A 22,792-nucleotide genomic window follows, 5' to 3' on the forward strand; every position below is an offset into this window, starting at 1 on the left:
ACCGGCCACACTGCGGAACCAACGCGCGCTCCACCACGGAGGGGCGGCGCCGTTGGAGCGCCCTAGTCGAACAGCGCCTCGATCGCCGCCAACCCCGCGCTCGCCCGTTCCTTCTTGCGCGCCGCATCGGCCACCGGGTCCGCGCCATCGCGCTGGATCTCCTCGGCCGGAATCTCCTCGAAGAACCGGCTCGGCTTCAGCCGCACATGCTCGCCGAACTTGCGCGTCAGCTTGCTGTAACTCATCCACAGCTGGATCTTGGCGCGGGTGATGCCCACGTACAGCAGGCGACGTTCTTCCTGCAGGTTGCCCTCGTCCAGGCTCACCTGGTGCGGCAGCACGCCGTCCTCGCAGCCCACGATGAACACATACGGGAACTCCAGGCCCTTGGAGGCGTGCATGGTCATCATGCGCACCTGGTTGCCCCCCTCGTCCTTGTCGCTGCGCGACAGCAGCGCCAGCTGGCCGGCCAGGTCAGCGGCAGTGGCACCGCGCGGTCCGCCCTCGAACCACTGCGCCAGTTCCTCGATGTTGTTGGCGCGGCGCTGGTAGCTGGCTTCTTCCTTGGCCTGCTGGCGAAGTTCGCTGAGCAGGCCGGATTCCTTGGCGACCTTGCGGATCATGTCGCCGGAGCTCACCTGGCGCATCTGCGCACGCAGGTCACGCAGGATATCGGTGAAGCGCGCCAGGCTGTTGGCCGCGCGCGGTGGCAGCTGCTGCAGGGCGCCGATCGCCTCGGCGGCCTGCGCCATCGGCATGTCCTTTTCCTGCGCCAGTTCGGCCAGCTTGGCCAGCGTGCCGGCACCGACGTCACGCTTGGGCGACTGCACCGCGCGCATGAACGCGGTGTCGTCATCCGGGTTCACCAGCAGGCGCAGCCAGGCCAGCGTGTCCTTCACTTCCTGGCGTTCCAGGAACATGGTGCCGCCGGTCAGGTGGTAGGGAATGCGCAGCAGCTGCATTGCCTTTTCCAGCGGGCGCGACTGGAAATTGCCGCGGAACAGGATGCAGAAATCACTCCACGGCACGTTGCGCGACTGCGCCACGAAGGCGATTTCGGCGGCAACCTTTTCCGCTTCGTGTTCGCTGTTGCGGCATTCCCAGACACGGATGCGTTCGCCGTCGGCCCGGTCGCTCCACAGCTTCTTCAGGTGCTCATGCGGATTGTTGGCGATCAGCGCGTTGGCCGCGCGCAGCACGCGGTTGGAGCAGCGGTAGTTCTGCTCCAGCTTGATGATTTCCAGCTTAGGGTAGTCACGCCCCATCTGCTGCAGGTTTTCCGGGTTGGCGCCGCGCCAGGCGTAGATCGACTGATCGTCATCGCCCACGCAGGTGAAGTTGCCCTTGTCACCGGCCAGCTGCTTGAGCAGCCGGTACTGCGCGTCGTTGGTGTCCTGGCATTCGTCCACCAGCAGGTAGCCGATGCGTTCGCGCCAGGCCACGGCGATCTCCGGATTTTCCTCCAGGATCTGCACCGGCAAACGGATCAGGTCATCGAAGTCGACCGCGTTGAACGCCGTCAGGCGCAGCTGGTAACGCTCGTAGACACTGGCCGCTTCCTTCTCGCGGTTGCTGCGCGCGGCGGCCATCGCCTGTTCGGGCGACAGGCCGGCGTTCTTGGCGCGCGACACCAGGTTCTTCATGTCCTCGATGTCGTCGGGCTTGGCCCCGTACATCAGGTCCTTGATCTGCGCAGCAGCATCGTCGGCATCGAAGATCGAGAATCCACGCTTCAGGCCCACGGCGGCGTGTTCGATCTGCAGGAACTTCAGGCCCAGCGCATGGAAGGTGCAGATCGTCACCTCGTCGGCATCCTGCTCGCGCAGGCGCTTGGCCACACGCTCGCGCATTTCCTTGGCCGACTTGTTGGTGAAGGTGATCGCCGCGATGCGGCGCGCCGGATAACGGCCACAGCCGATCAGGTGGGCGATCTTTTCCACGATCACGCGCGTCTTGCCGCTGCCGGCACCGGCGAGCACCAGCAACGGGCCTTCGATGTGCAGGACGGCGGCGGCTTGGGGGGGATTGAGACCGTGCATGGGATGGGGATTGTAGCGGGGCCGGGTGACGACCACAGCGGGCCGCCGGTGGGGTTGCTGAACGGCTTCGGCGAAGCGGGGCTGCGGCGTACAATCCGTCGATGGCCAAGCTCTACTTCTACTATTCGGCGATGAACGCCGGCAAGACCACCACCCTGCTGCAGAGCGCTCACAACTACCGCGAGCGCGGCATGCGGGTGGCGATCCTGACCCCGCGCCTGGATGATCGTGCCGGCGCCGGCGTGGTCGCCTCGCGGATCGGCCTGCGCGCCGAGGGCATGGCCTTCGATCGTGACACCGACCTGCAACGCTGGGTCGAGCAGGACCTGGCGACGAACGGGCCGATGGGCTGCGTGCTGGTGGACGAGGCACAGTTCCTCACCCGCGCGCAGGTATGGCAGCTCAGCGAGGTGGTCGACCAGCTGCGCATTCCGGTGCTGTGCTACGGCTTGCGCACCGACTTCCGCGGCGAGCTGTTCGAAGGCAGCCAGTACCTGCTGGCCTGGGCCGACGAGATGCAGGAGATCAAGACCATCTGCCACAGCGGCAAGAAGGCGACGATGACCGTGCGCGTGGACGAGCATGGCCACGCGGTGCAGGACGGCCCGCAGGTGGAGATCGGCGGCAACGACCGCTACGTGTCGGTCAGCCGCGCCGAGTTCAAGAAGATCACCCGCGGTGAAGGGCGGATCGATCCGGCGCAGGCCCCGCTGCCGTTGTAAAGGGTGTTCGGCAGGGCTGCGCCCTGCACCTGCAGAGGCAACAGCAACGTCAACAGCGAAAGCTGGCATTCCGTGGGATGGCGGGGCACTGTGGGTGTGCGGGGACGGCGCAAGTACGTCCATGTAGCCTTGGTCGCCGCATCCATGCGGCTCACACCCCGCAAACCCACAGTGCCCCGCCTTCGACAATTGGCCGGCGGCCAGTAGATCCACGCCATGAGTGGATGAAATCTGTCAGATATCGAATGAAATTCCGGGGTCAGATCCGTTTTCCTTCGGAAAACGGATCTGACCCCATGAGCTGTTCCGACAGATCGCGGAGGTCTGTCGAAGGCGGGGTGGGTCCGGTTGCGGGGGCGTGAGCCGCATGGATGCGGCGACCGAGCTTACAGGGACGTACTTGCAGCGTCCCCCGCAACCGGACCCACCCCGCCATCCCACGGAATGCACGCATTTGACGTTGCCTTGGCTTGAAGCGGGTGCAGGGCTGCAAGCCCTGCAATCCCAAACCACTCAGTACAGCGTGCGCTCCGGCGCACCGGCCGGCGGCGGGGTGTACTGGTACAGCCAGGTCTCGGTGAGGGTCTTGCCGCCACTGCGCAGGAACAGGCGGATGTCGATCTGCTCGGTGCTGCCTTCCGGCGGCACCAGGTCGAACATCGCGCGGTAGCCGTTGATCTCGCGCAGCGGGCGCGCCGACACGATCTCGACCCGGCCACGGCTGGCTTCCACCACCGCCTCGACCTCGCCCTTGTCGATCAGCCTGGCCAGTTCGCCGCCTTCGAAGTCCACCGCAAAGCGCCAGCTGAAGTACTCGCGCTTCTTGCCGACCACGCCGCCCAGGCCGGTGCGGCTGGCCACGCAGTGCGCCAGCGGCGGCCGTGCCGGCGGTTCGGCACCCCAGTACAGGCGATAGCCGACCAGCAGCTCCTGGCCCGGCTGCGGCTTTTCCTTCGGGTTCCAGAACGCCACGATGTTGTCGAAGGTCTCGTCCACGGTGGGAATCTCCACCAGCTGCACCGAGCCCTCGCCCCACTCGCCCTTCGGCTCCACCCACAGGCACGGGCGCTTCTCGTAGAACACGCCGTCGTCCTGGTAGTGGTCGAAGTTGCGGTCACGCTGCAGCAGGCCAAAGCCGCGCGGGTTGCGGTCCACGAACATGTTGAAACGCAGGTTGCGCGGGTTCAGCAGCGGCCGCCAGATCCACTCGCCGGCACCGGTCCACAGCGACAGGCCGTCGGTATCGTGGATCTCCGGGCGCCAGTCCCATGCCATGCGACGGTCGTTCTCACCCACCTGGTACATGCTGGTGCACGGGGCGATGCCCAACCGCTCGATCGCCTTGCGCGGGTACAGCGCGCTGTCGATGTCCATCAGCAGCACGTCGCCATTGGTGATCGCGAAGCGGTAGGCGCCGGCCACGCTGGGCGAATCCAGCAGGCCGTAGACCACGATCGTCTCCGAATCGGCCGACGGCTGCTCCAGGTAGTAGGCGATGAAGTCCGGGAATTCCTCCGGCTTGCCCATGCCGGTGTCGATCGCCAGGCCACGCGCGGACTGGCCGTACTGGCCTTCCTTGCCGACGGCGCGGAAGTAGCTGGCGCCAAGGAACGCGGCGAAGTCGCGGTCGGTGTCCTTGCGGGTGTTGAGGCGAAACCCGGCGAAGCCCAGATCGGCCGGCAGCTCGCCGTCCTTGATGCCGCTCTTGCCGTAGTTGAACGCCGCGCCGTCATAGGCCAGCTCCTGCGCCTTGCCGTCGACCACGTCGAACATGCGCACCGGCGAGTGGAAGTACAGGCCCAGATGGAAGAACTTGGCCTGGAACTTGCCCGGCTGGTCGGCCCACAGCGCATGGTCCTGGCGGTAACCGATCGACTGGTACTGGTCCCAGTCCAGGCCTTCCAGGCGGCCCGGCAGCACCCGCTTGTGGCTCTTGTAGGGCGCCTGTGCCAGCGCGCGCGCCTGGCCCTTGAGGGTGGCGAAGTCGAACGGCTGCGGCTGGCCGAGGCGGCGCAGGCCCATCTGGCCGCTCTTGCTGGCCGCGCACGCGGGCAGGGACGGCAGGCCGAATGCAGCCAGGGCGAGGGAGGCATTGCGGATGAAGTCGCGTCGTTGCATGCAGGCGCGTCAGGCACAGAGGGAAGGTCGGCCATCATAGGCAGACAAACGTTAACGGGCAGCGGAGACCTCTCCTGCCCGTTCAGCTGCCGCTGGCCGCCCGCCTCAGCGCTGGCAGTGGCTGCACCAGACGCTGGCGCGCTGGCCGATGGTGGCGTGCTTCAGCGCCCGGCCACAGTTCGGGCACGGCAGGCCATCGCGGCCATACACCAGCAGCTCCTGCTCGAAGTAGCCCGGCGCGCCATCCGGGCTGATGAAGTCACGCAGGGTGGTGCCACCACGGGTGATGGCGTAGCCCAGGATCTCCTTCACCGCGTCGGCCAGCCTCTGGTAGCGCTCGCGCGAGATCTTCCCGGCCTCGCGCAGCGGGCTGATGCCGGCCTTGAACAGGCTTTCGGCGGCGTAGATGTTGCCCACGCCCACCACCACCGCCTGGTCCATCAGGAAGGTCTTCACCGGCGCACTGCGGCCCCGGCTGCGGGCAAACAGGTAGTCGCCGTCGAAGGCATCATCCAGTGGCTCCGGGCCCAGCCCCTGCAGCAGCGGGTGGACTTTGCCGGCCGGCTGCCAGAGCAGGCTGCCGAAGCGGCGCGGGTCGTTGAAGCGCAGCAGGCGGCCGTTGTCCAGGCTGATGTCGACGTGGTCGTGGGCGCGTAGCGGGGTATCGCCAGGCAGCACGCGCAGGCTGCCGGACATGCCCAGGTGCAGCACCGCGCTGCCGATGGCGGTATTCAGCAGCAGGTACTTGGCGCGGCGACGGATCTCCTCGATGCGCTGCCCCGGCAGCAGCTCGGCCACTTCCGGCGGAATCGGCCAGCGCAGATCGGCGCGGCGCAGGATCACGCCGTGTACGCGGCGACCCTGCAGGTGCGGCGCCAGGCCGCGGCGGGTGGTTTCTACTTCGGGCAGTTCAGGCATGAACCGATTCTACGCCCGCTCAGCGTGGCGGCGCCGCCAGTTCACGGGCATCCAGGACGCCATCACCGTTGGCATCCTGCGTGTGGAAGCGCTGCACGATCGCCTGCCGCTGCCGCTCGCGGCTGATCTCCCTGCCCTTGCCACCGGGCAGCTCCTCGGCCGTCAGCACGCCATCACCATTGCGGTCCATGCGGTCGAAGGCATACAGCATCCACTGCACGTACTCGGATTCACTCACCCGGCCGTCGCCATCGCTGTCCATCCGCTGCAGATAGCTGGCGGTATCGGTGACCTGGGCCAGCGCCGTGCCCGGCAACAGCACCGCCAGCAGAATCCCGTACCCTGCCCTCACGCGCCCACCAGGCTGTAGCCCTTCAACCGGGCGGCGTAGGCCTGCAACGCCGCGATACCGCTTTCCTCGGCCTCGCGGCACCATGCCTGCAACTGATGCAGGCGCTCGGCAGCGTCGTGGCCACGGGCTTCCAGCAACGCAGCCAATCGCCCGCGGTACTCGACCAGCGTGCGGATGCGCGGCCGTTGTTCCACCCATGCGCTGAGCTGGGCGCGGCTGTCCGGCTTCAACCAGCGGCCATCATTGACCAGGCCACGGCGCAGACGACGCGGCAACAGACGGCGCAGCTTGGCACCGGCGTGAGCGGCTTCCTCGCGCAGGGCCGGCATGAACACGTTGCGCTGGTAATCGGTCATCGCCTGGAAACGGTGCGACAGCAGCGCCTTCAGGGTTTCGGCATCGGGCACGGCGATGTTCGGGCGCACGTCCATGGCCGGTGCCACCCGCAGCACCTTGGCCAGGCGCAGCGCCTGCAGCAGGCGGATCGCACTCCAGCCGATGTCGAATTCCCAGCGCCGCATCGCAAAGCGCGCCGAGCTGGGGAAGGCATGGTGATTGTTGTGCAGCTCCTCGCCACCGATCCAGAACCCCCACGGCGTCAGGTTCGTGGAGGTATCGGCCGATTCGTAGTTGCGGTAGCCCCACCAGTGGCCCAGGCCATTGACCACGCCGGCCGCCCAGAACGGGATCCACGCCATCTGGATCGCCCACAGGGCCACGCCGGGCAGGCCAAACAACACGGTATTGATCGCGAACAACAGTACCGGCCCCAGCGTGGCATGCGGGGTATACAGGCGGCGCTCGATCGCATCGTCCGGGGTGCCGCGCCCGTACTGTTCGATGTCCGCGCGCATGCCGCGTGCCTCCCGGTACAGCTCCACGCCATGCCAGAACACCTTGCCAATGCCGCGGGTGACCGGGCTGTGCGGGTCGTCCTCGGTCTCCACCTTGGCGTGGTGCTTGCGATGGATGGCCACCCACTCGCGGGTGATCATCGAGGTGGTGAGCCACAGCCAGAAGCGGAACACATGGGCCAGCGCCGGATGGAAGTCGACCCCGCGATGGGCCTGGCTGCGGTGCAGGTACAGGGTCACCGAGAAGATGGTGATCTGAGTGAAGACCAGCAGCACCGCCAGCATGGCCCACCAGCCCAGGCCGAGCACACCACCGGTCAACAGGGACATCAGGGCATCAGGCATGACGGCTCTCCGGATCGACGCGGGGATGGCAGACATCATGGGCGCTTGCGTTGCAAACTGCATCCCTGCGGCGGTGCTTCGCATCGCCATCCGTGGCACCGTTCACAGTTGGGGACCTGAGTTGTCGAGCCTTGATCCACGCGCCAGCACCATGACTGCGGCCCCGTCCATCGCGGAGCTGCCCCCCTTGATCGAACTGGACCGCGCCACCGTGGTGCGCGGCCAGGTGAAGGTGCTGCACGGGCTCAGCCTGCGCATTGCACAGGGCCAGCACACCGCCCTGCTCGGCCCCAACGGCTGCGGCAAGTCGACCTTCATCAAACTGATCACCCGCGAGCTGTACCCGCTGGCGCAGGGCGACGGCTCGGTGGCAGTGAAGGTGCTGGGCCAGAACCGCTGGCAGGTGGACCGGCTGCGCTCGCAGCTGGGCATCGTCACCGGCGACCTCAGCAGCAACCTGGCCGACATGCCGGGGCTGACCGTGGAGCAGGCCGTGCTGTCGGGCTTCTTTGCCAGCTACGTGGTGCCCGCCTTCCGCGAGGTGACCGCCGACATGCGTGCACGCGTCGGCGAGACACTGGCGATGACCGGCGCACTGTCCCTGCGTGAACGTGCCTACGCCGAGCTGTCGGCCGGCGAGACCCGCCGCGTGCTGATCGCGCGCGCGCTGGTCAACCGGCCGCAGGCGCTGCTGCTGGACGAACCCTCCACCGGGCTGGACCTGGTCGCTCGTGAACAGCTGGTGGCGACCATGCGGGTACTGGCCCAGCAGGGCATCACCCTGGTGCTGGTGACCCACCACATTGAAGAGATCATTCCCGAGATCGAGCGGGTGGTGCTGCTGCGCGATGGCCGTGTGCTGGCCGATGGCACCCGCGCCGAACTGCTGCGCAACGAACCGCTGTCGGCGGTGTTCGGCGGCGCGATCACCGTATGCGAGCAGGAAGGCCGGCTGACCGCGTACGCGGGATAATCGACATGCCACTGTAGAGCCGAGCCTATGCTCGGCTGCTCCTGGCCGCGGGGAACGGCAGCCAAGCATAGGCTCGGCTCTACAGAAACCGGTGCAGCGGGCCGGAACCCGGCCCGCTGCACGCAACCTCAGAACTTCAACGCCAGCGCGCGCGACTCGATCGGTGCCATCCGGCTCTGGTCCTGCAGCTGGAGGTCGCGCAGCTCGTACGGCGCACCAAAACCAGCGGGCAATGCGGCCTGGTCGAACGGCAGCACCAGCTGGCCTGCGCCCGGGCCATCGAACCACGCCGCCGCGTGCGCCTGTGCAACCGGCTTCAGCTGGCCATCGCGGGCAGTGGCATACAGCGTGCCACGCGCCTCGTAGCGGCCAGCTGCAGCCACCTGCAGCGGCAACGCCACCTGGCGGCTGGCCGGGTCCGGTGCCGCCTGGCCACTGAAGCGCGCGGTCGGCCGTGCCACCGCGAAGGCCACCTTGCCATCGCGCAGCACGCCATCGGCCTGGGCGAACACCTGCAGTTCCCACAGCCCCTGCACGGTGCCGACGTCTGCGGGGATCCGCACCTGCGCGCGCAGCGCGCCGTCGGTGGTACGCAGCAGTCGCTGCGGCCAGCTGCGTCCATCGGGTGCGACCAGCAGGGCTTCACCGCCCAGGCTGCCGCGGCGCGAGGCCATCTGCGCGGTGGTGGCACCGTCTTCCAGCAAGCGTGCCTGCAGCTGCACGTTGCCACCGGCCAGCACCTGCGCCTGGTTGGCCTGCACTTCCAGCCGCAGCGGGCTGTTCGGCTCCAGCACCTGCACCACGTAGCGGCCCTGCGCCTGCGCGCTCTGCAGGGTGTAAGCACCGGCCGCACTGGTCGCGCCGGTGCGCAGCATGCTGCTGCCATCACCCACCGGCATGCCGGCATCCTGCAGCGCGCGCGCATCGACACTGCGCGCCACGCTGCTGCGGCCGGCCGGGTCGCGCAGCTGCAGGGTGTTGGCCGGCACTGCACGCGCGCCTTCGGCCGGGCTCAGTTGGATCACCGCGTCGGCAGCCGTCAGCGGTAGATCGACGCCACGTTGCAGCTGCGCGCCATCGACCTGCTGCCAGTAGCTGCGGCTGACCGAGGCATACGGCGTGGCCGCCTGCAGCCGTTGTGCCGGGTCCAACGCCCAGGCAAAGGACAGCGGCGCGTGTTCGCTTTCATCGGCGGGCAGCGGCGCGGCCACCAGGGCGGCAGGCACCTGGTCGCCTGCACGGGCGGCCTGTAGCGGCTGCGCGGCCTGCGCTGCGGAAAGGGACAGCACTGCCAGGACGGCGCCGGCCAGCAGGGTGGATTGAGTCGTCATGGTCGTCTCCCTCACTGGGTCAGGTCGTTGCGCAGCAGGGTGCCGAGGCCGAAGCACTCGCGGCGGCTCTGGTTGTGGCTGAGCGGTTCCGCGCCCTGGGTACGCGCCTTGTCGGTGAACCAGGTGGTGCCGGCGGCCTTCTGGCTGCTGCACTCCAGGAAGCCGTCGGAGCAGGACGACAGCCAGTTCTGGGTGAACTCCAGGCCGACATTGGCGGCGTAGCCGCCGCAATAGCTGTTGCTGTCCCACACCGCCGATTCCACATCACTGCCGACCACCGCGCGGAACGGCTTGGGCAGGGCGGGACGGCCTGCGGTGCCGTACAGGTTCTGCGCGTTGTAGGTAGCCATGCTCGCCACCTGCTGCTGGCGCACCGCGTCGTTCTTGTAGCCCAGCAGCCAGCCCAGCGAGGTTTCGAAGGTGTTGCCGTTGAGCACCGCATCGGCCAGCGGCGTGCCGGCCGAGGACGGTGCCAGCGCGGTGACCTTGCGCACCGTGCGGATGATCTTCGGGTAGCGGTTGTCGTAGGTCGGGTTGGACAGGATCCAGCGCACCACGTTGCCGCCGTTGGAATGGGTAATCACCACCAACTGGGTGATGCCGCGGCTGTCGATGAAGCTGGTCAGCTGGTTGGCCAGGCAGCCGGCCGCTTCCGGCTTCCACATGTACTGGGTGAAGTCGCAGTTGATGACCACATAGTTGCTGCTGTTCGGCAGGCCCTGGCGCACGGTGTCGATGATGGCCGGCTGCCAGTAGTCCTGGGTGGCGTTGGTCTGCGCGCCGGTGCCATGCACGAAGGCCACGCCGACCACGTCGGCGGCCTGCGCCGGCGTTGCTGCAAGCCCGAGGAGCAGGGCCAGGACGGTACTTCCTGTTGCGGTGCTGCGCATCGCGTCTCTCCCTCTGTCAACGGATCCCCCCGACCCGGCTGGAACTGGACGGCTCCTGGTGCGTGCCGTTGTGCCGATGCTCACGGTGCAGCGGCGTGAAAGTCCGTGCGCTGCGCCCGGATTCAGGAGACTGACGTCACTCCATGACGCTTTTCGTATTCTTGCGATGACCATGCCGGGTCTGGCCGTATGACCGATGGCCACTGCGGTGTCGTATTCGGGCTGCGATCATGGCGCGTTGTTTTCTCTTCCGGAGCCTGTCCATGTCGCTGATTTCCCACCCTGCCCGCCCGCTGCTCGGCCTTGCCGTCATCGCGGCCCTGGCCGGTTGTGCCGCCACCGCCGCCAAGCCGACCGCCGTCGAAGCCAACATCACCACCAAGGCGGTGGGCTATCTGGACAAGAGCGCGGTACCGGCCAGCCTCGACCTGGTGCCGGCACCGCCGCTGGCCGGTTCGGCCGCCCTCGCCCTGGACGAGCAGGTCAGCCGTGAAGCCCGCGCGCTGCGTGGCAGCCCGCGCTTCGCCCAGGCCGGTGTCGATGCGGAACTCGGCTTCCCCGAAGGCGCCAACCACTTCTCCTGCGCCGCTGACATCGACGTCGATGCGGTGAAGACTCCGGCGCTGTACCGACTGCTGGAGCGCAGCCGGATCGACGCCAGCGCTGCCACCAAGGCCGCCAAGAATCACTACCAGCGCCCGCGCCCGTTCATGGTCAATGGTGAGCCGACCTGCTCGCCGAAGGACGAGGACGGCCTGCGCAAGAACGGCTCCTACCCCTCCGGCCACACCTCGATCGGCTGGGCCTGGGCTCTGATCCTGTCGGAGATCGCACCGGATCGCGCCGATGCCATCCAGGCCCGCGGCCGCAACTACGGCGAGAGCCGCCTGGTGTGCAACGTGCACTGGCAGAGCGACATCCTCGAAGGCCGCTTCATGGGCGCCGCCGCAGTGGCCCGCCTGCACGACAACGCCGCGTTCAACAAGGATCTGCTGGCGGCACGCAAGGAGATCGCTGCCGCACGCAAGGCCGGCCTGCATTCCAGCCGCGACTGCGCCACCGAGAACGCGGTGCTGAAGGTGCGCCCGCAGAGCGCGCTGTAAGTGATGCTCCGGGGTCGAATCCCTTTCCGCAGGAAAGGGCTCTGACCCCATACAGCAGAAGGGCCGGCATTGCGCCGGCCCTTCTTCATTGCATTACCGCAGTCACCGCATCAGAACTTCGCGGTGAACTCCACGCCCCAGGTCCGCGGCTCGTTGAGGAAGCCGGTCAGGTTGTTGAAGTCGATCGCACCGACCACGCGGGTCTGGTTGGTCAGGTTGCGGCCGAACACAGCCACGTCGTACTGGCCGTAATCCCAGTTGTAGCCCAGGCGCAGGCCGCCTTCCAGCGAACTACGGCCGCGGAACTCCGGCGACTCGTAGATGAAGAAGTTCACCGCGCTGCGGTAGGCCCAGTCGGTGTAGGCATACAGCTCACTGCCATCGCTGAGCGGGAAGCCCACGCGCAGGGTCGCGTTGTGGATCCACTTCGGCGCCTGCGGCAGCGGATTGCCGTTCACCAGCGCATAGGGCTTGCCGCCGATCATGGTGATCGGGTCGGTAACAGTGCAGCCACCACCACAGACCGCCACCGCCAGATCCTTGTCCTTGATCTCGGTGTCGTTGTAGCTGCTGCCGAAGGTCAGCAGGACGTTGTCGGCCAGGTAGGCTTCCAGGTCCAGTTCCACGCCCTGGCCGATGGTCTTGTCGGCGTTGAGCAGGGTGGCGGTGTTGTTGGTGCCGCCCACGGCGATCAGCTGCTGGCCGTCAACGTTGTAGCGGAACACGCTCAGGCCCAGGCGCGCGCGCCGCTCGAACAGGTCGGCCTTGATGCCGGCTTCATACGAGATCACCTTCTCCGAATCGGCCTGCGACAGGCCGGGCGCGAAGGCCAGGCGGCCCTGGATCGACGGCGCGCGGAAGCCCTTGGCCACGCGGGCGTAGGCATTCACGTTGTCGGTCAGCTTGTAGACGCCGCTGACATCCCAGCTGACGTCGTTGACGTCGGTGTTGGCCACATACGGGCCACTGACCGGGGTACCGAACGGCACGGCCTGCAGCACGCTGGCGTTGAAGTCCTTCTTGTCCTGGGTGTAGCGCACACCGGCACGCAGTTTGAAGCGGTCGGTGACATCGAAGTCACCCGAGGCAAACACCGCCCATGCCTTGTTGCGCTGGTTCTGCACCACATGGCCGGTCTGCGGGTTGCCCGGCTTCAGCGAGTTGTAGTTGAAGTTGTTGATGGTCACGTCTTCGTCGAAGTAGAAGACGCCGGCCTGCCAGTCGAAGCGGCCCCATTCGTTGGATTCGACGCGGAACTCCTGCGTCCACTGGCGGTGGTGCGGCAGGCCGTCGGCCGACTCGGACGAGAACGGGATGAAGCCCGGCCCATAGTTGCCAGCGCCCAGTGATGCCTCGCCGTAGCCACCGTCGATGTCGCCGCGGTTGAGCGATTCAGCGGTTTCATAACCTGTGATCGAATGCAGGGTCACCGAACCGAGGTTCCACTGCAGGCGCGCGCTGCCGCCCCAGGTTTCCAGATCGGAGAAGTTGACGCCGTCGTTGGCCACCTTGTCGCGGTCGAAGTTCTCGACCAGGCCGTTGCCACCCTTCTGGATGATGTTGGCGCGGAACAGGCGGGCGGTACCGTTGAGCTTGCGCTTGTGCAGGTTGAACAGCGCTTCGAAGTCATCGCCTTCGTACAGGAACTGCACGCGGCCGGCGGCTTCGTCATAGCCTTCGAAACCGCTGTTGGGCGCACCGGCGCGGGTGTTGTCGACCCAGTCATCGCGGCGCTGGTAGATGGCCGAGACGCGTGCCGACCAGCGATCGGTCAGCGGCCCACCGTAGGCACCCTGCACGTTCCAGCTGTTGTAGCTGCCATAGCCCACGCGCACGTAACCGTCGGCATCCTGCGACGGGCGCGCCGAGTCGAACTTGACCACGCCGGCCGGGGTATTGCGGCCGAACAGCGTGCCCTGCGGACCGCGCAGCACTTCCACGTTGGCCAGGTCGAACAGCGGGAAGCCCTTCAGCAGCGGGCTTTCCTGCACCACGTCGTCGTACACCAGCGACACCGGCTGCGACGCATTGAGGTCGAAATCGGTGTTGCCCAGGCCGCGGATGTAGAAGCGCGGGAAGGCACGTCCGTAGGACGACTCGATGTTGAGGCTGGGCACGCGCGCGGCCAGGAAGCGGATGTCATCGCCCGCAGAACCCAACACATCGAGCTTCTCGCCCTGGATCGCGCTGATCGCGACCGGCACGTCCTTGGCGTTCTCAACGCGCCGCTGCGCGGTCACCTGCAGGGCATCGAGGGCAACCGGATCCTTGGCAGCGGGGGTTTCCTGGGCGGCTGCTACCAGCGGCAGCAGGGCGGAAAGAGCGGCAACGAGGGGGCGCGCGACCGGAAGGCGGCCACGGGAAGTGCGGGTCGGGGACATGGCGGTAGGCTGTGTTTGGAGGGGTGGTAAAACGGCGCTACCAGATAATTGTTGCAATACAGCACCTGCCCCGCAAATGCCTGCCGTTCATGGCCCCGTCGCCCCGGCCCCCCGCGTGCTCGCTAGACTCGCGGTTTACCAGCCCTGCGGAGCCGCCGCGATGACCCAGTGGTACTTCCATGCCTCCGCCCAGGCCGAGCGTATCGGCCCGCTTGATGACGAGGCCGCGCGCCGCTACGCCCAGGCCAACCCGCGCTCCCTGGCCTGGTGCCAGGGCATGAGCGGGTGGACCTCGATCGCCGAGGTGCCCGAACTGCAGTCCGCGACCCCGGGCATGCCGAACACCCCGCCGCCGGTCCCCGCCGCTGCCAGCAGCCGCGCCGACGACATCGAGTTCCGCATCGTCGGCCATGAAATGCAGTTCGTGGAAATCGAGCTCGACCCCGGTGAGAGCGCCATTGCCGAGGCCGGCGCATTGATGTTCAAGGACGCCACCGTGCAGATGGATACGGTGTTCGGCGCCGCCAACGGCGACCAGGGCGGCGGCTTCATGGGCAAGGTGATGGCCGCCGGCAAGCGCGTGCTGACCGGCGAGAGCCTGTTTGCCACCGTCTACACCCAGAGCGGCCACGGCAAGGGCAAGGTCGCCTTCGCCGCCCCCTACCCCGGAACCGTACTGGCAATGAAGCTGGACCAGCATGGCGGCCGCCTGATCTGCCAGAAGGACAGCTTCCTGGCCGGCGCGCGCGGCGTGCAGATCGGCGTGCAGTTCCAGCGCAAGATCATGACCGGCCTGTTCGGTGGCGAAGGCTTCATCATGCAGAAGCTGGAGGGGGACGGCTGGGTGTTCATCCACGCCGGTGGCTGCGTGGTCGAGCGCGAGCTGGCCGCAGGTGAGCGACTGGACGTGGATACCGGCTGCGTGGTGGCCTACCACCCGACCGTGGACATGGACGTACGCCGGGTCACCGGCATCAAGAGCATGCTGTTCGGAGGCGAGGGCGTGTTCCTGGCCACGCTGACCGGCCCGGGCAAGGTCTGGCTGCAGTCGCTGCCGTTCTCGCGCCTGGCCGGGCGCATGTGGATGGCGGCGCCGCAGGGCGGCGGCCAGAGCCGCGGCGAAGGCTCGGTGCTGGGCGGCCTGGGCCGGATGCTGGACGGCGACAACCGGTTCTGAGCCCCTCGCCCGGGCGGTGCCGACCAAGGTCGGCACCGCCCGCGCTCCTTTTCCTGAATAGGCCACTCCCCCACCCTGCCCGCCCCGCCACCGCTTCGGTATGCTGGCGCCCTTTCCCGAATCCGGCGCCGCGAGCGCACTGCCGATGAGCCTGTTCCGCCCCCGCATGCTGCTGTCCCTCGCCCTGATCGGCCTGCTGGCCGGCTGCGGTGGCGACCCGGTCCGCCCCACGCCGCCGCCGGCACCGACCGTGGTGCCGCAGGCCAAGCCAGTGAAGATCGGTATCGCCCTCGGCGGTGGTGCAGCCAAGGGCTTCGCCCACATCGGCGTGATCAAGATGCTGGAGGCCAATGGCTTCGAACCGGCCGTGGTGTCCGGCACCAGTGCCGGCAGCGTGGTCGGCGCGCTGTATGCCAGCGGCATGGATGCGTTCCAGATGCAGAGCAAGGCAGTGGCGCTGGATGAAGCCAGCATCCGCGACGTGCGCCTGTTCTCCGGTGGCCTGGTGCAGGGCCAGAAGCTGCAGGACTACGTCAACGAGCAGGTCGCCAACCGCCCCGCCGAGCGCCTGAAGAAGCCGTTCGCCGCCGTCGCCACCCAGCTGGAAACAGGCGAGCGCGCGATCTTCGTGCGCGGCAACGTCGGCCAGGCCGTGCGCGCCTCCAGCAGCATTCCCGGCGTGTTCGAACCGGTGAAGATCGGTGGCCGCAACTACATCGATGGCGGCGTGGTCAGCCCGGTGCCGGTCGATGCCGCGCGCCAGCTCGGCGCCGACTTCGTGATCGCCGTGGACATCTCCAGCAAGGCCAGCGGCAAGGCGCCGACCGACATGCTGGGCATCGTCAACCAGTCCATCTCGATCATGGGCCAGCGCCTGGGCGAGCAGGAACTGGCACGCGCCGACATCGTCATCCGCCCGAAGGTGCTGGACATCGGCGCCGCCGATTTCAGCCAGCGTGGCACCGCGATCCTGGAGGGCGAAAAGGCCGCAATGGCCGCGATGCCGCAGATCCGCGCGAAGATCCAGCAGCTGCAGCGTGCACGCGCCGCGGCCGCCGCACCGGCACCCGTGGCCGCGCCGAAGTGCGAGGAAGCCTCTCGCCTGGGCAAGCTGATGGGCCGCAAGGACAAATGCTGACCTGAGCCAGCGTGTCGCTGCCAGACAGCGACGCGCGCGTTCTAGCGCGCAGGCCGGTAACCGCTGGCCTGCTGCCGCTCGCGCCTGCGCGCCTGACGGGCCTGCTCCTGCAGTGTCGCCGTGTGCTGCAGCTGTTCCATGCCATCGGCCGGCACATGCAGCTGGCGTCGCGCACGGGTGAGTGCCAGATAGACCGCGCGCACCGGGTTGTGCCAGATGCGCCCGCCCTGCCCCGCACTGAAGCAACCGGGTGACAGTGAGACCACGTCGAACTGCAGGTTCTTCGCGTGTTCGGCCAGGCACAGCGCCACCCGCCCTTCAGCAGGCGTGTCCTGGTCGTCGAGCGCCTGCAGCAGTGACTGCACCCGATCGGCAGACGCAAACAGGTCGACCAGCGCGCCCTGCCCTTCGTCGGCCTGCGTGGCCAGGACGTGCTCCCATGCCGGGTCCGAGGCGCTGTCGCGGCGCCGGCGCCACGCATCCAGCGGCCGCTGCAGCACGCTGCGCAGCGCGCGCAGCGATGCCGGATGCAGGTAGGGCCGCAGCCCGAGCGCGTGCAGCTGTGCCGCATCCAGGGCCAGATCGGCGACGCTGCCATGGATGCGCAGGCCCTCGCTCGGCACCTGCGCCCAATCGCGATAATGCAGCACACCGGTGGCGCGGTCGGCGGCACCGACGAACGGCCCACTGTCCTGGCCCAGCCCATCCAGCGCCAGGGTCTGGTTGACCAGACCCTCAACCTGGTTGCCCTGGCGTACCGACTGGTGCATTTCCAGCACCTTCGACGCGGCCCAGCGCGGCACCGTACCGGACAGGCACTGGTGCGGATCCCCCAGGCTGACCACGCCAGGCGCATGGCCGGCCAGCAACTGCTTCCACGACGGGCTCAGGTCATGCGCCTCGTCCACCAGCAGCATGCCCATGTCCAGCGGCGGGGTAACGCCGCGCAGCGCCAGCCACTTGCCGATGTGCGCCGGGCTGAGGCTCAGCAGCGTGCCCCGCTGCAGTTCAGCGTCGAACATGCAGCGCCAGACGTGCTCGGCGGCCGCCATGTACGGCGACACGTCGAGCATCGCGGCGGGCACCGAACGGTCGAAATGCTGGAACGCCAAGCCCGGTGCCGACGACGCGCACCAACGGTTGATGGCCTCGAACGCAGTCAGCAGCACCTGCTCCGGGCTGCGCCCACCGATGCCCTGCAGGCCGATGCGGCCGGCAATCTCGCGCGGCGTACGGGTGCTGCGCCGGTAGCTGGCAACGAAGCCCGCGGTGTGGCCGCTGCGCGCGGCATGCTGCGCCACGCGGTTGGCGAACTCGATCTGGGTCAGCAGGCGCACCGCGGTGCTGGCCGGCACGCGGCTGCGGAAGGCTTCCACCTGCCCACGCGAGGGCGCCACGTAGGTGTAGCGGCCCGGCCGCGCATCCATCAGCGCCAGCACCAGGTGGCCCTTGCCGGTGCCGGCATAGCCATCGAGGTCGATCAGTTCATCGGGGTTGGCGGCGATGGCGCGCAGCACGCGGGCCTGCTCGGAGGTGTACAGGCCATGGTGTTCGATCGCACGCGCATCGCTGGCAACGGCTTCGTCCTGGACGTCGTCCTCATCGTCGCTGGCGAACGCGGCCGGGAAGCGGATCTCGTGTTCGGCAAGGGTTTCCTGGCAGGCCTGCTGCAGGTCGAGGCCGGGGTACTCGCTGGGCGACTGGACGATGAAGTCCTGCAGGATCTCCGCCGGCGCCAGCAGCACGCCGTGGGCGGCCAATGCGGTCAACCAGGCATCCAGCTCCGGCTGGCCACCGCCACCGGGGCCAGCCAGCTGAGCGGCCGCGCCTTCGTTGCCGGCAAACAGTGCGCAGGCATCATGCAGCAGGCGCTCGATCTCGGCGGCTGGATGCAGGCGCGTCCGGCACAGCTGCGCGGCCATCAGCCCAGCCTGCTCCACTGCGGTCTGCGGTGGCGTGCCATGGGCGATGTAGCGCGCCAGCGACTTGCGCTGCAGCGGCAGGAAGGTGGTGGTGGGCACCGGGTGCTGGAGTTCGGACATGCGTGGAACCGGAAAGGAACGCTGCGGCGAGCGCAGGGCGGTGATGCTCAGCTACCCGCCCGGCTGCGTCAAATCGCGGCGGCGCGCTTATTTCAGCTGTGAAAGCGGCAATGCCTGGAATCCCTTCACCGTGCGCAGCACGAAGCTGGAATTGGCATCGGCCACGCCACCGGCGTTGAGCAGCCGGTCCAGCAGGAAGTGCGAGAAGTGCTCCAGGTCGCGCACGTAGACGTGCAGCAGATAGTCCATGTCGCCGGTCAGTGCATGGCAGGCCACCACTTCATCCCAGCCCTGCACGCTGTCCACGAAGTGGCCGATGGCGGCCTGGTCGTGCTTTTCCAGCTGCACGCGCACGAAGGCCTGCAGGCCCAGCCGCAGCTGCCGTGGCTCCAGCCGCGCGCCATAGCCGACGATCACGCCCTCGCTTTCCAGCCGCTGCAGGCGGCGCAGGCAGGCCGAGGGCGAGAGGTTCACCCGTGTTGCGAGCTCGGCGTTGGTGGCGCGCCCATCCCGCTGGATTTCAGCCAGCAGACGTATATCCGTGCGATCGAACTGGACTTCTCCGGCCATTGTTGCCCCGCAACATGGTGAGTACGCAAGGATATTGCGCCAACAAGGCCAATCGGCGCAACTTTTGCAACCCTGTTGCGCGCACCCTGCCCTAGCATCGTGGGTATCCCATCCAGGAGTGCCCCATGGACCTCGTCCAGCCCCGCCGCGTCGAACACCAGCAGACCGACAAGGGCTACCTGCCGGTGTATACCACCGCGCTCGTCGAGCAGCCGTGGGACACCTACAGCGCCGACGACCACGCCACCTGGAGCACGCTGTACCAGCGCCAGCGCGAACTGCTGGTCGGCCGCGCCTGCCAGGAATTCCTGGATGCACAGGACGAGATGGGCATGAACGCGCACATGATTCCGCGCTTCGACCAACTCAACGAAGTACTGGGCGCGGCCACCGGCTGGACCCTGGTCGGCGTCGAAGGCCTGCTGCCGGAACTGGATTTCTTCGACCACCTGGCCAACCGCCGTTTCCCGGTGACCTGGTGGATCCGTCGCCCGGACCAGATCGACTACATCGCCGAACCGGACCTGTTCCACGATCTGTTCGGCCACGTGCCGCTGCTGATGAACCCAGTGTTCGCCGACTACATGGAGGCGTACGGCCGTGGCGGCGTCAAAGCCCACGCGATCGGCCCGGACGCGCTGCAGAACCTGACCCGCCTGTACTGGTACACGGTGGAGTTCGGCCTGATCGACACGCCCGAGGGCCTGCGCATCTACGGTGCCGGCATCGTGTCGTCGAAGGGCGAGTCGCTGTACTCGCTGGAATCGGCCGCGCCCAACCGCATCGGTTTCGACCTGCAGCGGATCATGCGCACGAAGTACCGCATCGACACCTTCCAGAAGACCTACTTCGTCATCGACAGCTTCGAGCAGCTGATGCAGGCGACGTCGCCGGACTTCACCCCCATCTACGCGGCGCTGGCCAACCAGGCGCATCTGCCGGCCGGTGAGGTGCAGGGCGATGACCGCGTGTTCCAGGCCGGCACGGGCGAAGGCTGGGCCGACGGCGGCGACGTGTAAGCACACAACGCGCACGGCTTTGCACTGAAACGGCGCACATGGGTGCGCCGTTTTCGTTGTTGCCTGCCTGCGCCATTGCAGCGGCGCAGGCGAGGGCAGGGCAGTCAGGCGTCCACGGCCCGGCAGGAACCGCGCACCATCAGTTGCGGATGCACGCTGGTCGCGGTCGGCGCATCCGGCACGTCGGCCTGCACCAGCATCGCCGCAGCCACGCGGCCGATATCGGACACATGGCGACGCACCGAGGTCAGCGGCGGCCACAGCCGCGACGCCAGCGGGCTGTCGTCGTAGCTGACGATCGACAATTGCTGCGGCACCGCGATGCCCGCACGCAATGCCACCTGGTACACGCCGGCAGCCATTTCATCGTTCCCGGCAAAGATCGCACTGGGGCGTTGTCCGCCCATCAGCAGCCGCTCTGCGGCATGCACGCCGGACTCGAAGGTATCGCCCGCTTCCAGCACCCGCTCACCCGGCAGGGTCAGGCCCACCTGGGCCAACCGGTCGAGGAAGCCATGGGTGCGCTCGCGTGCGGTACGGCGGTCGCCCGGACCGGCAATCACCGCGATGTCGCGGTGGCCGAGCGAGAGCAGGTAGCCCGCTGCCGCGGCTGCACCGTCGCGATCGTGGGTGACCACGGCCTGTGCCTCGTCATCCGACACATGCGCGTTGATGCGGACGTAGCGGCATTCGATGCCGTCGAGCATCTCCGTCAACGCTGTCGACTCGGAGGCGCGCGGGCCCAGGATCACGCCATGCAACTTCTGCTGCTGCACGAAGCGGCGCACGCCGTGCGCGCAGTCCGGAGACTGGCTGTCGCAGGGATGCACGACCAGTTCATAGCCGGTGCCGCGCAGCGCTTCCAGCGCGCCGTGCTGCAGGTCGACGATGCATTGGGCGCCCGGGTCGTCATACACCAGGCCGATCAGGAAGGAGCGGCGGAACGCGAGACCGCGTGCCAGGGGGTCGGGCACGTAACCGACCTCGCGCATCAACGCCTCGACCTTGTCGCGGGTGTCTTTGCGCACCAGCGGCGAGTTGTTGATGATTCTTGAAACCGTTTTCTTGGAAACTCCCGACAGTCGTGCGATGTCGTTGATCGTGGCAGCCTTGCCCTTCGATGCCGGCAACGCGGCATCGCTAATAATTCGCACTGACATGTATAGAACCAGGTAAGTCGGAGAATTCTAGCCTTGCGCCCGTGGGGCGCGAAGTTGCGGAATGTCGCAGAGGATCTGAATCGTGTCGTGTTCGACACGTTCTGCTGCGCGAGGTTCCATTGTGATCGCTCTACTGCCTATGCATCTGAACCGTTCTTCCGCGCGTGTTCACCTTGAATGCGGGCGCGACGCGCGCGAACGCCAACATTCCCTTAACCAGGCTCCGCTACAGTCGGGGCATGGACCTGCAGACCTCTCCGTTTCCGGCGTTCCGTGGCCGCGATCGGTTGATCGCCGCAGTCGACGCGGCGATGACCTCCGGTGATGCCGAGCGCATCACCGCCGACCTGCAGCTTGCGCTGCAGGAAGCCATCGCGGACAGCCGCATCGAGTTGCCCGAGTGCGTGCACCGTCCGGTCAGTGATCATTACGCGCGACGCCCGCTGTACCACAGCCGCGAACACGGCTACAGCGTGATTGCCATGAGCTGGGGCCCAGGGCAGGGCACGCCGCTGCACGACCACGATGCCATGTGGTGTGTGGAGGGAGTGTGGTCAGGCGAGCTGGAGATCACCCGGTATGAACTGCTGGAGTGTGCCGGCGAGCGCTGGCGCTTCCGTCGCCATGCCGTGCTGCGCGGGGGCTGCGGCAGTGCCGGCAGCCTGATTCCGCCGCACGAGTACCACACCCTGCGCAACGCCAGCGATGACGCACTGGCGATCTCGGTACACGTGTACGAGGCGCAGATGGAGCGCTCGGCGGTGTTCGATCCGCTCGGTGGTGACTGGTACCAGCGCCGCATCCAGGCATTGCAGGCCGACCCGGCCTGAACCGGGGGCAGGGCGGTGCGCCGCCAGCACCTTCGTGAGCCACGTGGCATCATGCGCCGCTGCGCTGCCGGACCCGGCGGCGATCCGCGATGCCCCGTCGGGCAAGGAGCAAGACCATGTCCAGCGCTGATCCGCGCCTGCGCGCGCTGTTGAAGCTTGCACCGGTGATTCCGGTGTACACCCCCGAAGATGTGAATGAAGCGGTCGAAGTGGCCCAGGCGCTGTTCCGCGGCGGCCTGCCGGTGATCGAAGTGACGCTGCGCACGCCGCAGGCACTGGATGCGATCAAGGCCATGGTCGAGGCCGTGCCCGATGCGGTGATCGGCGCCGGCACCGTGCTCAACGCCGCACAGATGCTGGCGGCGAAGCAGGCCGGTGCGCGCTTTGCCGTTTCCCCGGGCGCCACGCCGGCGCTGTATGCGGCCGCGCGCGATGCCGACCTGCCATACCTGCCCGGTGCCGCCACCGCCTCGGACCTGATCCTGGGCCTGGAGCACGGCCACGACACCTTCAAGTTCTTCCCGGCGGTGCAGGCCGGTGGCGCCGCACTGCTGGCGGCCTGGTACGGCCCGTTCGCCGATGTGCGCTTCTGCCCGACCGGCGGCATCAGCGCGCAGACTGCGCCGCAGTTCCTGCACCTGCCCAACGTGCTGTGCGTGGGCGGCTCGTGGCTGACCACGCCGGCACTGCTGCAGACCCGTGATTGGGACGCCATCGAGCGCCTCGCCCGCGAGGCGTCGGTGCTGGCCAGCTGAACCCGCTGCACGAATCGTCAAAGGTTTGATCGTGATCAAAGCGCCGGCCTCGAGCCGGCGTCATTCTGTGGGCAA

19 protein-coding genes are annotated in these 22,792 nt (G+C 67.7%); 8 read left to right on the forward strand and 11 right to left on the reverse strand.

All coding sequences use genetic code 11. The features are described 5' to 3' along the window. Positions 1–62: 62 nt before the first annotated feature. Positions 63–2,039, reverse strand: a complete 1,977-nt coding sequence (locus N5D20_RS11465) for a UvrD-helicase domain-containing protein (protein WP_197579906.1) — start codon at positions 2,037–2,039, stop codon at positions 63–65. Positions 2,040–2,140: 101 nt separating this feature from the next. Between N5D20_RS11465 and N5D20_RS11470 the strand changes: the two genes are divergently transcribed. Next, positions 2,141–2,761, forward strand: a complete 621-nt coding sequence (locus tag N5D20_RS11470) for a thymidine kinase (protein WP_010487338.1) — start codon at positions 2,141–2,143, stop codon at positions 2,759–2,761. A gap of 513 nt (positions 2,762–3,274) precedes the next feature. Here the strand turns inward: N5D20_RS11470 and N5D20_RS11475 are convergent. The 4 genes from N5D20_RS11475 to N5D20_RS11490 form a co-directional block, all read right to left on the reverse strand. Beyond that, positions 3,275–4,879, reverse strand: coding sequence for a glucan biosynthesis protein D (locus N5D20_RS11475; RefSeq protein WP_012509627.1), 1,605 nt, complete (start codon positions 4,877–4,879; stop codon positions 3,275–3,277). Between the two features lie 105 nt (positions 4,880–4,984). After that, complete coding sequence (gene mutM / locus N5D20_RS11480; RefSeq protein WP_197579908.1) at positions 4,985–5,797, reverse strand: bifunctional DNA-formamidopyrimidine glycosylase/DNA-(apurinic or apyrimidinic site) lyase; 813 nt, start codon at positions 5,795–5,797, stop codon at positions 4,985–4,987. Between the two features lie 19 nt (positions 5,798–5,816). Further along, the gene (locus N5D20_RS11485) at positions 5,817–6,149 is read right to left on the reverse strand and encodes a hypothetical protein (RefSeq protein WP_197579910.1); all 333 of its coding nucleotides are present in this window, start codon (positions 6,147–6,149) and stop codon (positions 5,817–5,819) included. Then, positions 6,146–7,348 carry a fatty acid desaturase gene (locus N5D20_RS11490; protein WP_171954803.1) on the reverse strand — a complete coding sequence of 401 codons (1,203 nt, stop codon included), beginning with the start codon at positions 7,346–7,348 and terminating at the stop codon, positions 6,146–6,148. Before N5D20_RS11490 ends, N5D20_RS11485 begins: the two co-directional genes overlap by 4 nt. A gap of 151 nt (positions 7,349–7,499) precedes the next feature. On the opposite strand from N5D20_RS11490, the gene N5D20_RS11495 reads away from it, so the two are divergent. After that, positions 7,500–8,321 (forward strand): ATP-binding cassette domain-containing protein, encoded by an 822-nt coding sequence (locus tag N5D20_RS11495; RefSeq protein ID WP_197579917.1) that lies wholly within the window; start codon positions 7,500–7,502, stop codon positions 8,319–8,321. Between the two features lie 128 nt (positions 8,322–8,449). On the opposite strand, the gene N5D20_RS11500 is transcribed toward N5D20_RS11495, so the two are convergent. Together N5D20_RS11500 and N5D20_RS11505 are read right to left on the reverse strand one after the other, a co-directional pair. Further along, on the reverse strand, positions 8,450–9,652 hold the full coding sequence (locus N5D20_RS11500; protein WP_197579919.1) for a DUF4785 domain-containing protein: 1,203 nt from the start codon (positions 9,650–9,652) through the stop codon (positions 8,450–8,452). An 11-nt stretch (positions 9,653–9,663) separates the two neighbouring features. Next, positions 9,664–10,542, reverse strand: coding sequence for a hypothetical protein (locus N5D20_RS11505; protein WP_197579921.1), 879 nt, complete (start codon positions 10,540–10,542; stop codon positions 9,664–9,666). Positions 10,543–10,805: 263 nt separating this feature from the next. Here N5D20_RS11505 and N5D20_RS11510 point away from each other — a divergent pair, with 263 nt between their 5' ends. Continuing rightward, positions 10,806–11,645, forward strand: coding sequence for a phosphatase PAP2 family protein (locus tag N5D20_RS11510; RefSeq protein ID WP_180836266.1), 840 nt, complete (start codon positions 10,806–10,808; stop codon positions 11,643–11,645). A 110-nt stretch (positions 11,646–11,755) separates the two neighbouring features. Here the strand turns inward: N5D20_RS11510 and N5D20_RS11515 are convergent, their stop codons facing one another. Continuing rightward, positions 11,756–14,026: a TonB-dependent receptor gene (locus N5D20_RS11515; protein WP_019338119.1), complete on the reverse strand. Its 2,271-nt coding sequence runs from the start codon at positions 14,024–14,026 to the stop codon at positions 11,756–11,758. 160 nt (positions 14,027–14,186) lie between these two features. On the opposite strand from N5D20_RS11515, the gene N5D20_RS11520 reads away from it, so the two are divergent. Next, the gene (locus tag N5D20_RS11520; protein ID WP_279948125.1) at positions 14,187–15,203 is read left to right on the forward strand and encodes a TIGR00266 family protein; all 1,017 of its coding nucleotides are present in this window, start codon (positions 14,187–14,189) and stop codon (positions 15,201–15,203) included. 145 nt (positions 15,204–15,348) lie between these two features. Continuing rightward, positions 15,349–16,341, forward strand: a complete 993-nt coding sequence (locus N5D20_RS11525; RefSeq protein ID WP_197578833.1) for a patatin-like phospholipase family protein — start codon at positions 15,349–15,351, stop codon at positions 16,339–16,341. Positions 16,342–16,382: 41 nt separating this feature from the next. Here the strand turns inward: N5D20_RS11525 and N5D20_RS11530 are convergent, their stop codons facing one another. Together N5D20_RS11530 and N5D20_RS11535 are read right to left on the reverse strand one after the other, a co-directional pair. Further along, positions 16,383–18,383: a hypothetical protein gene (locus N5D20_RS11530; protein WP_197578834.1), complete on the reverse strand. Its 2,001-nt coding sequence runs from the start codon at positions 18,381–18,383 to the stop codon at positions 16,383–16,385. Between the two features lie 87 nt (positions 18,384–18,470). Beyond that, positions 18,471–18,953 carry an Lrp/AsnC family transcriptional regulator gene (locus N5D20_RS11535; protein ID WP_197578835.1) on the reverse strand — a complete coding sequence of 161 codons (483 nt, stop codon included), beginning with the start codon at positions 18,951–18,953 and terminating at the stop codon, positions 18,471–18,473. Between the two features lie 125 nt (positions 18,954–19,078). Between N5D20_RS11535 and phhA the strand changes: the two genes are divergently transcribed. Beyond that, positions 19,079–19,972, forward strand: coding sequence for a phenylalanine 4-monooxygenase (phhA, locus tag N5D20_RS11540; RefSeq protein ID WP_197578836.1), 894 nt, complete (start codon positions 19,079–19,081; stop codon positions 19,970–19,972). A gap of 104 nt (positions 19,973–20,076) precedes the next feature. Here the strand turns inward: phhA and N5D20_RS11545 are convergent, their stop codons facing one another. Continuing rightward, on the reverse strand, positions 20,077–21,132 hold the full coding sequence (locus tag N5D20_RS11545; RefSeq protein WP_197578837.1) for a LacI family DNA-binding transcriptional regulator: 1,056 nt from the start codon (positions 21,130–21,132) through the stop codon (positions 20,077–20,079). A gap of 239 nt (positions 21,133–21,371) precedes the next feature. On the opposite strand from N5D20_RS11545, the gene N5D20_RS11550 reads away from it, so the two are divergent. Both N5D20_RS11550 and eda read left to right on the forward strand, forming a co-directional pair. Then, positions 21,372–21,962, forward strand: a complete 591-nt coding sequence (locus N5D20_RS11550) for a cysteine dioxygenase family protein (protein WP_049436148.1) — start codon at positions 21,372–21,374, stop codon at positions 21,960–21,962. 116 nt (positions 21,963–22,078) lie between these two features. Continuing rightward, positions 22,079–22,717 (forward strand): bifunctional 4-hydroxy-2-oxoglutarate aldolase/2-dehydro-3-deoxy-phosphogluconate aldolase, encoded by a 639-nt coding sequence (gene eda / locus N5D20_RS11555; protein ID WP_197578838.1) that lies wholly within the window; start codon positions 22,079–22,081, stop codon positions 22,715–22,717. The last annotated feature ends 75 nt before the right edge of the window (positions 22,718–22,792 follow it).

Origin of the sequence: Stenotrophomonas sp. GD03877 (assembly GCF_029840555.1) — a bacterium.
GTDB lineage: Bacteria > Pseudomonadota > Gammaproteobacteria > Xanthomonadales > Xanthomonadaceae > Stenotrophomonas > Stenotrophomonas geniculata.